The 15,650-nt window shown below is 53.2% G+C and carries 11 protein-coding genes and 1 CRISPR repeat array; of the genes, 10 read left to right on the top strand and 1 reads right to left on the bottom strand.

Annotated features, from left to right (window positions below; all coding sequences use genetic code 11):
• Nucleotides 1–39: 39 nt before the first annotated feature.
• From EP25_RS0111785 to EP25_RS0111805, 4 genes are all read left to right on the top strand, one after another.
• Nucleotides 40–534, top strand: coding sequence for a gluconate 2-dehydrogenase subunit 3 family protein (locus EP25_RS0111785; protein WP_160172724.1), 495 nt, complete (start codon nucleotides 40–42; stop codon nucleotides 532–534).
• A complete protein-coding gene (locus EP25_RS0111790) occupies nucleotides 531–2,204 on the top strand; it encodes a GMC family oxidoreductase (protein WP_031434077.1) in 1,674 nt (557 codons plus the stop codon). The genes EP25_RS0111785 and EP25_RS0111790 overlap by 4 nt, the downstream gene beginning before the upstream one ends.
• A 186-nt stretch (nucleotides 2,205–2,390) precedes the next feature.
• A CRISPR array of direct repeats spans nucleotides 2,391–2,659; the repeat unit is 29 nt; unit sequence TTTTCTAAGCTGCCTGTGCGGCAGTGAAC.
• 703 nt (nucleotides 2,660–3,362) lie between these two features.
• Nucleotides 3,363–4,610 (top strand): IS256 family transposase, encoded by a 1,248-nt coding sequence (locus EP25_RS0111800; protein WP_031432313.1) that lies wholly within the window; start codon nucleotides 3,363–3,365, stop codon nucleotides 4,608–4,610.
• Between the two features lie 36 nt (nucleotides 4,611–4,646).
• Nucleotides 4,647–5,306, top strand: coding sequence for an integron integrase (locus tag EP25_RS0111805; RefSeq protein ID WP_200875025.1), 660 nt, complete (start codon nucleotides 4,647–4,649; stop codon nucleotides 5,304–5,306).
• 172 nt (nucleotides 5,307–5,478) lie between these two features.
• Here EP25_RS0111805 and EP25_RS0111810 read toward each other — a convergent pair whose 3' ends face one another.
• A complete protein-coding gene (locus EP25_RS0111810) occupies nucleotides 5,479–6,045 on the bottom strand; it encodes a heme-binding beta-barrel domain-containing protein (RefSeq protein ID WP_031434079.1) in 567 nt (188 codons plus the stop codon).
• A gap of 283 nt (nucleotides 6,046–6,328) precedes the next feature.
• Between EP25_RS0111810 and EP25_RS0111815 the strand changes: the two genes are divergently transcribed.
• The 6 genes from EP25_RS0111815 to EP25_RS0111840 all read left to right on the top strand — a co-directional run bounded on the left by EP25_RS0111815 (nucleotide 6,329) and on the right by EP25_RS0111840 (nucleotide 15,650).
• Nucleotides 6,329–10,003 carry an ATP-binding protein gene (locus EP25_RS0111815; protein ID WP_031434080.1) on the top strand — a complete coding sequence of 1,225 codons (3,675 nt, stop codon included), beginning with the start codon at nucleotides 6,329–6,331 and terminating at the stop codon, nucleotides 10,001–10,003.
• A complete protein-coding gene (locus EP25_RS0111820) occupies nucleotides 9,996–10,628 on the top strand; it encodes a hypothetical protein (RefSeq protein WP_031434081.1) in 633 nt (210 codons plus the stop codon). Before EP25_RS0111815 ends, EP25_RS0111820 begins: the two co-directional genes overlap by 8 nt.
• Nucleotides 10,625–11,854 (top strand): hypothetical protein, encoded by a 1,230-nt coding sequence (locus EP25_RS0111825; protein ID WP_031434082.1) that lies wholly within the window; start codon nucleotides 10,625–10,627, stop codon nucleotides 11,852–11,854. The genes EP25_RS0111820 and EP25_RS0111825 overlap by 4 nt, the downstream gene beginning before the upstream one ends.
• 1 nt (nucleotide 11,855) lies before the next feature.
• Nucleotides 11,856–12,755 carry a DUF7281 domain-containing protein gene (locus EP25_RS0111830; RefSeq protein ID WP_031434083.1) on the top strand — a complete coding sequence of 300 codons (900 nt, stop codon included), beginning with the start codon at nucleotides 11,856–11,858 and terminating at the stop codon, nucleotides 12,753–12,755.
• A gap of 145 nt (nucleotides 12,756–12,900) precedes the next feature.
• On the top strand, nucleotides 12,901–13,842 hold the full coding sequence (locus tag EP25_RS0111835; protein WP_031434084.1) for a helix-turn-helix domain-containing protein: 942 nt from the start codon (nucleotides 12,901–12,903) through the stop codon (nucleotides 13,840–13,842).
• 59 nt (nucleotides 13,843–13,901) lie between these two features.
• The gene (locus tag EP25_RS0111840; protein ID WP_031434085.1) at nucleotides 13,902–15,650 is read left to right on the top strand and encodes an FAD-dependent oxidoreductase; all 1,749 of its coding nucleotides are present in this window, start codon (nucleotides 13,902–13,904) and stop codon (nucleotides 15,648–15,650) included.

The following is a 15,650-nucleotide window of genomic DNA, read 5'->3' on the forward strand; positions in this document are numbered from 1 at the left end:
TTAATAAAAATATCGCCTGTGCTAATAAAAAGACGATTATTGATTAAATCAGTGTGGATTAGTTGGTGGAGTAAATGGTTTTGGCTTACTCTACCGGGATTCGCCTCCGCAAGCGAAGGCGAAAAAATAGCCGGCCGCAAAGCTTTACAAACTTATATCGATTTACTGCTTCCTGAGGACGAATGGCCGGGCGCATTACAATTAGGCGCGGAACAAATAATTATCGATAAGGCCTTGCAAGACCCGAGTTTCGGTCGCCTTATCAGAAAAGGCGTCTTATGGTTAAACTTCTTAGCCAAAAAGCTGAATGTCGATGATTTTGCCGACCTGCCACAACTAGCCCAACTGAAAATCATTGCGTTATCCGAAAAAGGAAACGCAAACAGCTTACCTAATCAATTTTATCAATCGGTCAGACAAGAAGTATTTACATTCTATTATTCCCACCCCGAAATTATGCGGCACTTTCGCTATGCCCGCCCACCCCAACCGCTTGGCTTTCCTGATTTTACTAAACCGCCCCAACAACCGTGAAAGATCAAGTTTACGATGTCGTTATTATCGGTGCGGGTGCGGGAGGCGGCGCTTGCGCTTGGGCGCTCACTCGATCCGGCATCAATGTTCTGTTATTGGAAGCCGGCCCTGAATACGACCCACTTAAAGATTATCGGCTCGATCAGTGGCGGTGGGAACGTGACCTATTTCCGGATAAACAGGAAAACCACACTTTTTACGATTTTGCCCCATTGCAAGCGCTCAATCCGCAATTGAACCACTTGCGCTCGTGGAATCATATAACCGGATATCATAATAAATCGGCCGTCAGACAAGCGTTCCGTTACCACCATATCCGCGGCGTCGGCGGCTCGACTCTGCACTTTACCGGTGAAGCCCATCGCATGAACCCGACTTCAATGCAAATGGAAACTCTATTCCAGACCGGCGCCGATTGGCCGCTGAGTTACCGAGACATTGAACCTTATTACCTGCAAGCTGAGCAAGTGATCGGCGTTGCCGGACCTGAAAACGATCTTCGCGCTCCGAGATCGTCCCCTTACCCTTTACCAGCCCATCCTTTGAGCTTCGCTAGTCGCAAATTGGCTGAAGGCATGCAAAAAATCGGTTTGACTCCAGCCGTCAATTCGCGGGCAGCGCTTTCCCGCCCTTACGACGGTCGACCTGCATGTAATTATTGTGCTAACTGCAATCGTGGCTGTCCGCGTACCGACAAAGGGAGCGTCGATATTACTTTCATCCGCAAAGCGCGCAAGACCGGGAGGCTCTCCCTACTTACCGAAACGACGGCGCTTCATATCGATGCCGGAAGAGATGACCGAATCCGTAGCGTAACCGTTGACAATCGTTCAGGAATCCAAAAGCTCTATTGCCGTACCGTGGTACTAGCGGCTGGAGCCATTCAAACTCCGAGACTGTTATTGCTCTCGACCAACCCGAATGCAGCGGAAGGTTTAGCCAATGAAAGCGGGTTGGTCGGCAGGCATTTTATGGAAACGCTGCATTGGTCCGCCAGCGGCTTGTATCCCAAACATATCGGCAGTCAGCGCGGACTACCTGCCGATCTGATTTGCTGGGACTACAATGAGCCAAACGCGATACCCGGCGTTATCGGCGGTTGTCGTTTCGGATCCTCGGTTTCGGAGGCGGATCTGTTGGGCCCGATAAATTACGCGACACGGGTAGTTTCAGGATGGGGATCCGCCCATAAGCAACAAATGTTGAAAAACTACGGCAACGTCATCAGTGTCAGCGCCATCGGCGAACATTTAAGTAATCCCCACTCCTTTATCGAACTTCACCCGAACCAGATCGACCAAAACGGTCAACCTAAGGCGCTCATTCATTCCCACCTGGCCGATTCCGATATCAAACGGCTGGAATTTATGGCTCTAAAATGTCGTGAAATCCTAAATGCTTGTGGAATAGAAGCGATTTTCGAGCAGTACGGCAGTTACGACTTTTTTAATTCAACCCATGTTTTCGGAACCTGCCGGATGGGGAAAAAACCGGATACTTCGGTAGTCGATCCTTACGGCCAAAGTCACCGCTGGAAGAATCTATTTATTGCCGATGCCAGCGTTTTTCCAACCACAGGCGGAGGAGAAGGGCCCTCCCTAACCATCGAAGCACTAGCTATCAGAACCGCCGAAAAGATCAGACAACTAATGTCTGACAAAGCGCTTTAACTCAAGGAAAAACCGTTATCTTTTCAATCTGTCCAGGCTAAAACCGTCCCCATACAGAATCAATACGCCTAATTCACACACGTCAGATTTCTTCTAATGCCATCTGAGGCCGTCTGGCGTGCGATTCCTTGGCCTTTCATCTCAGGTGATGGGGCCTTATTACTGGGCACCCGTGACGGCTGGCTGTTTTCTAAGCTGCCTGTGCGGCAGTGAACGGTGAGGATGAACCATACGGCTTGTTTGTGTTTTTCTAAGCTGCCTGTGCGGCAGTGAACTAAAGAACAGCCGGCCGACCGAGACATCGTGTTTTCTAAGCTGCCTGTGCGGCAGTGAACGAGCGTGAGGCTAAAATAAACGCCGAAATATTTTTCTAAGCTGCCTGTGCGGCAGTGAACTATTTCATTCGTCGACATACAAGAACTCTCGTTTTCTAAGCTGCCTGTGCGGCAGTGAACTGTAGTATAAAACATAAAAAATTAATGGCAACAGTCACTTATTAGCAAATAACCGTTTTAACCATTATTTTTTGCTGTTTTACAACCTATTGATTTTTATATATTGCTAAAGAGCCTTAATTTTTTTGGTCCAATCGCTTAATTATTAGCATAAAGCAAAAAATCAGCCAACACTTCTTTCGTTCATTCCGAAATCAAAATGCAAAGGGGTCATCCATTAGCCGTTGTCGACTGACAATTGCACAATCGCTTGTCACGAATAAACACTCCCATCTCTTTCGCTTTTGGTTCATGCCGCCTTTTATTTTTTGGCATGTGAACTACATCAATACAAAATAATTATTTATGGCACTGGTAAGCAAACACTTTAATTGATGGCCGCTAAACTTTTTCCGACTTTTCATCAAAGCAACTGCCCTTACTGCTTTTCAAACGAAAAAAAGTTAATCAAGGATGGCCTTAATAAGATTTATTTAATCCAAAGAAAATATCATCAAGGATGTTGGCAATTTTCATATTTCATTTTTTGCGAACCCAGTTGTTAGCTTTTAAACAGCTTTGCAAGGCTGAGTTAATTTTTACATTTTAAAGAGTAATCCCAGAGCTATGATCATTTCTGGTGTATGACTTGAGAAGAAAGCGGTGTAACCTGTTTGGCTAAGATCTCGCCAGATCAACCACCAAACGAGAAGGAAACACCACCATGGTACATAGTAATGTCATCAACCTGAATAAGCTAGAGCAAAATGATCCGTTGCAAGAAGTGTTGCGAGACGGTGCCCGTAAAATGCTGGAGGTAGCGATTGAAGCGGAAGTAAAAGCCTTTATTGATCAGCATAGCGGGCTGAAGACCGACGAAGGTAAGGCAGCGGTCGTTAGAAATGGTTATTTGCCTGAACGTTCAATTCAAACAGGGCTGGGTGATATTGAAGTCAAAGTCCCGAAGGTTCGGGATCGATCCGGTTCGGGGATCAAGTTTAACAGTCGCTTGGTGCCGCCATATTTGAAGCGAAGCAAGAACATCGAGGAATTTCTGCCTTGGCTGTATTTGCGAGGAATCTCGACGGGAGATTTCCCGGAGACCTTAAAACACCTATTGGGATCGGACGCTCCTGGCTTATCCGCTGCGACGATCAGTCGGCTCAAGCAGGATTGGGAGCATCACTATCGGGACTGGACGCGTCGGGATCTGAGTAATAAACGATATGTGTATGTCTGGGCCGATGGTATTTACAGCAACGTCAGAATGGATGATCGACTCTGTCTACTAGTCATCATTGGTTCCGATGAAACGGGGCGCAAAGAACTCATCGCCTTAGTCGATGGCTACCGGGAATCGGCTGCGAGCTGGGAAGAGGTGTTGATGGATTTAAGGCAGCGTGGCCTCTCTACGGACCCGAAATTAGCGATTGGAGATGGCGCTCTCGGTTTCTGGAAAGCCGTCGCTAAGCTTTGGCCGCAGACCGACCAGCAACGCTGTTGGGTGCATAAGACAGCCAATGTACTGGAGAAATTGCCCAAAGCCATGCAACCCAAGGTTAAAGAGGCGTTGCACAATATCTGGCAAGCCGAGACGCGGGAGGCGGCCTATCAAGCCTTTGATCACTGCCTCGAACGGTTTAGTCCGAAATACCCGAAGGCTATGGAATGCTTGGCAAAAGACAAAGCCTCGATGTTGGCATTTTATGATTATCCTGCTGAAAACTGGCAGCATATTCGAACGACCAACCCGATCGAGTCCGTCTTTGCTACGGTGAGATTGAGAACGACTAAGACCAAGAATTGCGGCAGCCGGATAACCACGTTGGCGATGGCGTTTAAACTGATCGAAACAGCCCAGAGAAGATGGTTTCGGCTTAGGGGCTATAAACATTTAGCCGATGTGATTACCGGCGTGAAATTCGTCGACGGTATTAAACAAACGGGAGATCAAAAACAGGACGCCGCTTGATTCTCTTCTATACACCAGATTTGACAATAGCTCGTCTTGTCCCGCGAAGAAATCGAATTGATTTTCGATCATCTCGACGGACCGGTGGACCTAAACCTAATCGCCAAGCTTTTATATGGTTGCGGACTCCGGCTTTTCGAATGTTTGAATCTACGCGTTCAGTGTTTTAATTTCGATGCGGGTATTTTGACCGTTCATGATGGCAAAGGCCAAAAGGATCGGACGGTTCCGTTACCTCAAACATTAATACCGGAATTAAAACAACAGTTACGGAAAGTTGCCGCGTTACATGAAACCGATTTGAAAACCAATTATGCCGGCGCGTTCTTGCCTGATCAGTTAGGAAGAAAATATAAAAATGCCGCCAAGGAATTCGTCTGGCAATGGTTTTTTCCGCAACCCTCGTTAACTCTGATTACCGAAACTCAAGAACGTAAGCGCTATCATATCCATGAGTCGGTGGTGCAAAAAGCGATCAAGCGCGCGGTGAATGATGCAAAAATAAACAAACGGGCAACCGCCCATACGTTCCGGCACTCTTTTGCCAGCCATTTATTGGAAGCCAACTATGACATTCGTACGATTCAGGAATTACTGGGCCACAGCGATGTCAGAACCACGATGATCTATACCCATACCGTACAAAGCAGGACGCTTAAGCAAGCAAAAAGCCCTTTGGATTTTGATGCCGAATAAGTTGCCTGATTTCCTCCGTTGACGTCCATGCTAATTTTATATCGAAATTAAGCGACGGCTTTTGCTATCCAGCCGTTAGACAATATTGGCTCTGTGACGTTTAGCCCAGCATGCCCCGCTTTCAGCCAAGCCTTCAGGTTGTTCCGGTCGACTTATCCCTGTCCATAAACACTCATTGCCGCTGCAGTTCATTGCGGTCGGTATGCTCGAACACTTTGTCGTAAATCTCCACCATCGTCGTTTCCTCGTAGCTCAACAGGCCGCTGCCGACCGTGATGCGATGACGGAATGCCGTGGTGCGGGCATGGTCGCGCATGAATGGCGACTGGATGATTTGCCAGTCTTCATCATCCAAGCCAGCCGCCACTTCCAGCATGATAGTGCCGTTCTCATCCTTTTCGCCGTCGTGGGTCCCGCCGGCCAACACGGAGACGCCCCTCGGTATCGTCAAGGACTGCATGACGATGCCGGCCTTTTTATCCCACATCCAATAGCCTGTTTCATCGTGGAAAATTTCGTCGTTGGACTTCCGTTGCACGATCTGGCGGTAATGCAGTGCGGCAAGAAGCTGGGATTCCGCATTGGTGACATCGCCGATGGGCGCAAAGGTGATCGTTTCGTAATAGGGATTGCGCTCGCCGCCCTCCGGCTCGGGCGACACATCGAGCCCCTTATCGCCTTGCCACACGCCGATCAATTCCGTCAACGGACCGTAATCTATACTTGCATCGTCAGTCATGTCGATCCCCCTTACGTTAGCGATTGCCTGAGGAGCATTAATGCCATTAAGCCAAACAATTTTCAATTTAACAAGCCGAATACGACGCGAAAATTGACGTCACCGATATGTATTTATTCGAGCACCCGTTAATCCAGTCTTGTCATTGTTATTTATAAGATATTGATAAATAATAAATAAATTATTTTATGGCACTACATTGACAAAGCTGGGTTAACATTTTACGGTTCATCCGTTTCAACGTCTCTCTCTTACTCTGGAAATTAGTCATTTAAGGAAAAAAATGTCCGATCACTATCAACTGAAGAAGATCATCCTGATAGACAGCTTCTGGCCCGGCAAAACCGTTTTGCTGAAACTGGACGGCCACACCAACCTGGGCGGCACCAACGGCGCCGGCAAGACCACTTTCTTACGACTGATGCAATTGTTCTGGGGCGAACGGCCCAGCAATATCGTCTCCGGCAGCGGCAGCAAGAAAGGCTTTCTCGACTATTACCTGCCGCGCGCCAGCAGTTATTTGGTCTATGAATACCAACGTCCCTACGGCCAGGTCTGCCATGTCATGGTGCAAAGCGACGGCCGCGGAGCCAAATACAAATTCATCGACGCCCCATACGACCAGGAATATTACATTGCCGAGAACGGTTTTCCCCGCGACAGCCAAAGTGTCGAGCGGCTCTATCGAAGCACGGCGGAAATCTCCAAATTCGTCGCGGTCGACGACTATTGCAGCATCATCCAATGCCATCGCGTCAGCAGCGGTAAAAAGTGGCTGCGGCCCTTGCAGCAACGCTTCGCGATGGGGTCCGCGCCGCTTACCCATATCGAAAAAGTGATCGGCTCGGTGATCGAAAAAATCGGCGATTTTGACGTCATCAAACAAATGCTAATCGACATTTCGCGTAACAAGCTCAGCCATACCTTTCTGCAACAGGAAGACGAGCAGCAACCTTTTCAACTCAACAAACAGCATATCGACGCCTGGCTTGCCGATTTGACCGCGGCCCGCGAAATCGAGGCCAAACGCGATTATTTCGACGATTTACTCGGCACAATCACGGCATTGAAGGAGACGCTGAAGACCTTATCGCATCTGCATTTTCTAACGCTGGACCAGTACAAGCATTGCCAACAGCTAGACAAAACGCTCACGCAAACCCTGAAAGACCTAGCGCAACAGCGCGAGCAGCTGCAACAGCAATACGACCGGGACTTGGAGCCGAAAAACGACGAGCTGATCAAATACAAGGAACAGTTCAACGAACTGAAATACCAGATCGAAAGCCTGGAGGAACAAAAACTCGCTTACGAACAGCAAGACGCGGAAAGCTTTGCGTTCGAGGCGTCGCTCGCCGACGAATACGCCGAACGGCAACGTAATATTCAGGAAGAGATCGACGCGCTGGAAAGCAAGACCCAGGAAATCAAACGCCATTACGAGCAACGCCTAAATGAATTAAAACACCGGCACGACAGCCAACTCAAAACCTACCAGCAGCAACTCACCGAAGCGAAATTCGAGCAGGAGAAAAACCTGCGCGAATGCGAAGCGGAGTTCCAGCAGCGCAAGGAACGATTGCAGCAGGACAAGGACGACAGAATCACTCCACTCAACGAGCAGAAAACGCGCTTGTCGACCGAATTCGAGGTGACGAAAAACCGCCTGCAACACCCGCAGATTCCCGAAGCCCTCACCGAACAACAATGCAAAAACCGGCAAGCGCTGGATGAAGCCGGCAGAGAGACCAAATCGGCCTATCAGGCGCAGGCCGATGCGCAAAACGACCATCAAAACGCCCTCGGTAACTATCAGCAGATCGAGCGCCAATTGCAACAGAAAAAGACGGAACGAATACAGGTACAGCAACGCCACGAGCAATGCCTTAAACGTCTGAGCCCCGATCCCGGCTCGCTGCAACATTACCTGGACCAGGAAGCCGAAGGCTGGCAACAAACCATCGGCCGCGTCATCGCACCGGACTTGCTGGACCATACCGAACTCGAACCGCACTGGAGCGACGGCGCGAACAAGGATTTTTACGGCCTCGGCATCAATCTCGATAAGCTGGCCGAGCGCAGCTATCTGACCTCGGACAAACTCAAGCTGGAACAACAAGAAAAGGCCTTGTTCGAGCAGCTGGACGACCTCGCTACGGAATGCGAAAAGCTCGAAGCCAGCCTGCACGCGGCCAACAAACTGCGCGAGCACGCCAAGGCGGCCATGGACAAGGAGAAACAACGCCTCGAACGCGCCAAGAAGCTCGAACAAACCCTGCAAGACGAGGCCGATGCGCTGGCCGACCAGATCAAGGTGGAAACGGAAAAAGCCCGTCAACGCATACGACAGGACAGCGAACGCCTGTCCGCCGAGATAGCGACCTGCCAACACACGATAGACAGGATTAGCGGCGAACACCGCGAGGCCCTGCAAAACCTGCAAAACGAACTCCTGGCCCGCAAAGGCATTATCGAATCGGACGGCGACAACCTGGCCGCGACGATTAGCGAGCAAATCGCCGCGGACAAAGCCCATTTCAAGCAAGAACAAACGCGCATCTCGCAGCAATTGAAAAGCGACCTGCAAAGCAGCGGCGCCGACGATACCATCGTCAAGCTGGCCGAACAACGCGACGAAGCCAAGCGCCTGGAAAGGCAAGCGCGCAGCTTTCAGCAAAAAGACCGGGAATACCGGGACTGGTTGAAAAAACGCTGGAATCAGCATCCAGGACTTTGCCGGGACAGAGATACCTGCCAGAGCAAAATCCAACACGTGGAGACGGAGATAAGCCAGCTGAAGCAAGACTTCAAACGTCATCGTCTCCAACTGAACCAGCAAATCGGCATCCAGGAAGAACAACTGAAGAAAAATCGCAGCTTGTCGAATCAACTGGAAAACTGCCTGGAACAGTTGAAAAACAACCCGCCGGTACGGGAAGAAGGCCAGCCCCACTATGCTCCTGGCACATTGCCGCAATTGAGCCAGGACTCTATCAAAGAGCGCAAACGCCATGAACAAGTTATACATAGCGGCAAGCAGACGCTGGTGCAGCTATTTCTCAAGCATCACCGCAGCCAGTTGGCGGAGGCCTGGCAACAAGCCTTGGACGCTTCCTCGCAGCAAAGCCCCTTCTTTCAGGCCGAAGCCTTGGAGATCGAACAACCTTTACGCGATATTCTGCAAATGATCGAACACGTCAAGCAGGCCACCGCCCAACAAATCGAGTTGCACGCCTCCGGCGTCAACACCTTTTACCAGCATCTGCATAATTTCGACCGCGCGATCAAAGCCACCGGCACCGAACTGTCCAAATATGTCAGCGAGGAACGCTATTTCGCCGCGCTGGGCGATATCACCGTCAACGTCCGCTCCAAGATGAGCGACCTGGAATACTGGCAGGCCCTGAAAAAGTTCGGCGACCATTACGGCCAGTATCGCGACAATGCCGATCTGGGCCTGCACGACGATATACCCGAGGCGCTGGTGCAGGCGATGGGCGAACTGACCGCGCTGCTGCCTTCGGCCGGCGTCAAGATCAAACATTTGTCGTTGTTCGACATCGAATTCAGCATTCACGAAAACGGCCAGCTCAAGCACGCCCGGAACGCCAGGGAACTTAAGGACGTCAGCTCCACCGGCCTGTCCTATCTGGCCTTGATCACATTCTTCACCGGCGTCACGTCGATGTTGCGGAAACAGAACCCGACCGTGGTTTGCTGGCCTATCGACGAGCTGGGCGATCTGGCGCCGGAAAATATCGAGGCGATGATGCAGCTACTGGAGAAACAAAACATCCATATTCTGTCGGCCACGCCGACCGCCGACCGTCATGTGCTCGGCTTGTTCAGGCGGCGCTATCTGTTGAGTCAACAAAAACTGCATGAAGTCGAGCTGCCGCAAAGCAAACTCGAACAATTATTAACCGCCTTACCGAAGCAGGAGGATGCCCATGTTTAAGTCGGTCATCGAAACCTTGCTCGGCGGCCAGTTCATTTGCCCGACCGCATTCCCCGACGCCTTCGACTATTTGTCGCAAGCGCCAAATGCGGACAAGGTGAACGCCTACCTCGAACCGCTGGAACGGGAATTGTGCAGCCTGGACGACGAATTGTTCTATGCCGCCTACACCGTGGTCGACGACGGCAATCGCGGCGCCATCCGCGAGGCGTTCGCCGAAATCCGCTCGCAACTGCGCCCGGTCGTCGAATGGATGGACATGGTCATGACCGCGCTGGGCCAGGACATGCCGATCCGGGCCCGCGACGAAATCCGTCTGCATCGATTGTTGCTGGCAATCGAACACGAACCGTCGCTGACGGAACAGCTCAATAGGCTGACCCGGCTGAGCCTGTTCAAAACCAATAAAACCAATGTCTCCGAGCAATTGCTGTGGGTGTTGCAGAAACTGGAGCAATGCGGTTACCTGGTCAAACCCAATGCGCAAGGCTCGCTGTACATCGCCACCGGCAAGATCAATTATCTGCACCGGGTCATCGCCTTTCTCAACGACGCCGAAGCGTTGGAGCTGGACCAGCATAACGCCAACCGCGATGACGGCGAGCAACAGGAACTGTTCCTATGAGTTTCGATCAAGAGCAAATCGCCGGCCTGATCCGCAAACTGGCGAGCGCCGATCGACTGCTGGCCCAGACCTACATCGACGGCACGGTGTTCGTCGACGAGGACAACCGCAACGCGATCGACGGCCTGAAGAAATCCGGCATCCTGCGTACCGCCGATTTCAGCGACGAATACCGTCTGACCGGCGATATCAAGCGACTGATCGACCGATTGTTGCTGCGCAACCAACGTTATCAGCAGAATATCGACATGGCCAAGATGATCCTGAGCGTCGAGGAGGACATCGAAGACTACCGCCGCGCGCTGGAGCGCAACGAGCAGGAAGAAGCCCATTATCATCTCGAGCAAATCGACGACACCCTGTACGAAGCGTTGGAATCGTTGGAGCACAGCCTGACGGTCATGTTCGCGGCGATCACCAGCCAATTCGGCTTCGTCGCCTCGCTGAACAGCAAGATCCGGCAAAACCAGCGGGCGCTGGCCTATGCCCAACGCCTGGTGCGGGAACTGAACCAGGTCAATCTGAACGATTGTTACGAATGGCTGAACTGGGCCGCGATTCCGACCGAGTTGAGTCGCAAGATCATCCGCTTCATCGACCAGTACAAGAGTATCGTCGAGCGGCTCGGCAGCATCGTCGATCGCATGAAGACGCTGCTGTTCAAATTGCGCCTGCAGGAACAAACCGCCAACCGCGCCCGGGCGATGGCCCAGTTTCTGCGCCAGCACCCGGAATGGGAGCCGCTCGAATGGAGCGAGGAGGCGGAAGTTCCCAAACTGTTAAGACGCGAGCCCGGCCTGAAACTGCAATCCGGTCTCAACACCGCCAACCCGGCGTTGCAGAGCGACTTCGCCGCGATCGTTCAGGAACTGAGACGCCAATCAAAACCCGTCGCCCCGTTGAGCCGGGACGGCGCGGCCACGCCTGTGGACACGCAACAGCCGGAACCCATCGAATACGATCAAGACCTGTATGAAACCCACATCGAAACCTTGTTCGCACATACCCTGGAACGGCAAGGACGCAAAATGTCGGCCTTGCATTATTGGCGCGACCAGCGCTTGCAGGTCAAGGCGGCGCTCTGGCTGGACATGGTGTTCGCGCAATATTGTTGTCTGCCGCAGCGCATGCGCCGGGCCATTGCGCTGGAACTGCAAGGCGATTGCTTGGCCGGCTTCAACGGCAACCAGGTCATCGACGAAATCCTGCTGCAGCGGGTGGGATAAGATGAACCGCCAGCTATTCAAATGGATCAGCGAACTGGTCACCGATAAACCGACCCAAACCACGGAGCGTCGCGTAAGTGCTCAGGGAAAGTCGGTGCTGGAACGCTATCACTGCGGTCATGAGGCCAAGAACCGTTTGGTTTTCACGCCTCGGGACAAACTGACGCTACGACGGCGGGTCAAGGACGAACTGGGCCTGGACCCGTTCACGACCCCCGAATTGCCCGACGACCGTATCGCGATGGCGAAATATCATGGCAACGAAAAGCTCGCGGCCAAGCCGGCCAGCCATGATCATCTGTTGCTGAACGGCCCGGACGGCAAGCTGCGCCTGAATGGCCGGCTCGTCGATCTGCAATCGCAGCAAATACCGTCAGCCGGGCTGTTTTGCCTGAACAATGGAATAGAAACGGTCGAGCATGAGGTTATCGTGGTCGTCGAAAACCTGGCCATAATGTCGGTTGGCCCCGCCTTGCAACTGCCGCCTCGGGCGCAAAGCGCCTTGTGGGTCTATCGCGGCGATCATAAAACCGGCGCGAAAGCGGACATCTGCCGCCAATTCCTCACCCGTTTCGGCGCCGAAAAAACCGTCATCGTGTTCGGCGACATGGACCCGGAAGGCCTTGAAATCGCCTTGACGATGCCTCATGCCGATTACTGGATGGGCCCTGCCGAAAACGTCTGGCGCACCTGTCTGCGCAGCCGCCAAGCCAACCGCGACGGCTTCGACCTGCAAAGCCAGGCTGTAGTTTACCTGCAACATTTAGCGGACAACAACACCCTGACCGTTCCGATGAAAAACCTGTTGGAGTGTTTACGCCAAGAACGCAGTACTTACCGGCAAGAGCACATGGCCAGCCATCGCATCCCTTTAGACATTTTCTCTCTCGCGGGCGAATAACGCCGCATCAGCGACCGCGTTAAATAACATAGTTTTATTAAGAAGTGAGGGACCTCTGCCCCGCATGGCCAGCTGTGGCTAGAGAATCGAGTCAGGCGTATTATTTGCTTAAATTAATCTTCCTATTGAATTTTGGCGATGTCACATGGCCCCTTTTACTATCGCTAGCGACGACTTACCCATACGCTACCTTTCCGATCAAGGCTGTTGGCAGCAATCTCTTCCGCTTGAAATTGGTCGCGGTCAGTCGAAAATCTATCGCCTGGACGAGGAAATGGCCTATATTGAAACCGATTACAGTCCGGTTAAGAATCTTGCCGTCTTGAATCGTACCGATGCCGATGAACCGCGCATGGTCGTTACCTTCGGCTTGCAAGGTTGTTCCAGCTTTTTCAACGATGGCGGAGGCGAATTGCTCTTTGCATCCGGTTACACGACGATTACGACGTTTTCCGCCACTAGCGGGAAGCGGCAGTATCAGGCCGAGCAGTGTTCGCGGCAGCTGCGACTCTCGTTGTCGAAAACCTTCCTGGAACAACAGTTCGGCGACCACCTTATCGACCGGCTGTTTCGCCGGACCGGTATGCGCTTGGTCAGTCGCCACCCCATGTCCAACTTCGCCGTCATGGCCGCGCGCCAATTAAGCCATTGCCGGCTACAGGCCGAATTGAAACCCGCCTTCATGCGCGGCATCGCTATCGCCACGGTCGCGGACGAACTCGACCGCTTGCTGCGGGAAAGCGAGCCGGCCGTAAAGAAGTATTTGCGCGGGGACCGGGACAAGGCCGAACAGGCACGGGACATCTTGGCGCAGGAATTCCGCGATCCGCCTACAGTCGCCCAACTGGCGCGACGGGTCGGAACCAATCAGCTGAAACTGAAGCAATTGTTTCATCATTACTTCAATAATACCCCTTACGGCGTATTGCACGAGATTAGAATGAAAAACGCCTGGCGATTGCTGGCAAGCGGGCGCTATCCTGTCGACAGCGTCGCCAACCGAGTCGGCTACCGTCATGCCAGCAATTTTAGCGCGGCATTCACGAAATATTTCGGCCTGTCGCCGAGCCGTGTCGGCAAACGATAGCGCGCCATTTCATCGGCGGGCCTCGGTGGAATACTAACAATAAAAACGGGAGGACGGTCATGACAAACAAACGCATTCTGATCGTCGGCGGTGTCGCCGGCGGGGCCAGTTGTGCGGCGCGACTGCGGCGCCTGTGCGAACATTGCGAAATCGTCATCTATGAAATGGGCTCTTATGTCTCCTTCGCCAACTGCGGACTGCCCTATTTCATCGGCGATGTCATCGTCGAGGAAGACAAGCTGCTGGTAGCGACGCCGGAGCTTTTCCGCAAGCGCTTCAATATTCAGGTCTGCACCGATTCCGAAGTGACTGAGATCGACCGGAAGGCCAAATCCATCGTCGTCAAGGATTTGAGCAACGGCGCCAGCCGGGTCGAGAACTACGACGCCTTGGTGCTGGCCACCGGCGCCGCCGCGCTGTGGCCGGACATTGAAGGCGCCGACCTGCCCGGCGTCTATGCGCTGCGCACGATTCCCGACAGCCGCAAGATCCGCGCAGAATTGGACAACATGCGCCATGCCGTGGTGATGGGCGGCGGCTATCTCGGACTGGAGTTGGCGGAAAACCTGAAGAAGCGCGGCTTGGATGTGACCGTGCTGCAATCTTCCGGCCAGCTGATGCCAACCTTGGACAAGGAAATGGCCCGCTATGTCGAACAGCATATCGGCCGGCACGGTATCGAGTGCCGCCTGAACTGCAGCGCGCAGGCAATTTTACAAAATCCCGATCAATCCTTGACGGTGCGCCTACAGGACGGCTGGACGCTGGCGACCGATGCGGTGATGATCTCGGTCGGAGTCAAACCGCGCGCCGAGCTGGCCCGCCAGGCCGGCCTGGAAATCGGCGAATTGGGCGGCATCCGCGTCGATGACACGATGCGCAGCAGCGATCCCGCCATCTGGGCGGTCGGCGACGCGGTCGAAGTGCGCAACGTCATCACCGGCGAATGGCAATTGTTCCCGCTGGCCGGCCCGGCCAACCGCCAAGGGCGTCTGGCGGCGGCCCATATCGCCGGACGCGAACAGGCCGGCGCGGCCGCCGAAACGACCTACCGCGGCGTGCAGGGCACTTCGGTTTGCGGTTTGTTCGGCCTGACCGTCGCCGCCACCGGCGTCAATGAAAAACAATTGCGAGCGGCCGGTATGAACGACTATGAAAAAGTCTACCTGCATCCCGGCAATCATGTCGGTTACTATCCCGGCGCCAAACCGATCCGCATCAAACTGCTTTACGACAGCCGTGACGGGACGATTCTAGGCGCCCAGGCCTTGGGCGAGTCGGGCGTGGCCCGACGCATCGATGTGATCGCGGCCTTTATTCAGATGGGGGGAACGGTTTATGATCTGGAGGAAGCCGAACTGTGTTATGCGCCGCAATTCGGCGCGACCAAGGACCCGGTCAATCTGGCCGGCATGATCGCGGCCAACCACTTACGCGGCAACCATCCGTTGGCGCGCTGGGAGGAGCTATTCGACAGCCATATACAGGTGGTCGACGACAATGCCGACCAGGACGAAGCCGAGCGCCTGTTGACGCTGATTCTGGACGACCCCTACAGCCGGGCGCAGCTAGTCGACGTGCGCACCGCAGCGGAATTCGAGCGCAAGCATATTCCGGGGGCGCTGAATATTCCGCTGGATTCGTTGCGCGAACGCCTTGATGAACTGTCGCGGGAGCGGGAGGTTTGGGTGGTCTGCGGCGTCGGCTTGCGCGCCTACAACGCGACGCGTATCCTGCAGCAGCACGGTTTTCAGGTGAAAAACTTGTCCGGCGGCATGCAAACCTATGACGTCTTCGAGGAGCAATGA

The organism is Methylomarinum vadi (assembly GCF_000733935.1).
Classification (GTDB): domain Bacteria; phylum Pseudomonadota; class Gammaproteobacteria; order Methylococcales; family Methylomonadaceae; genus Methylomarinum; species Methylomarinum vadi.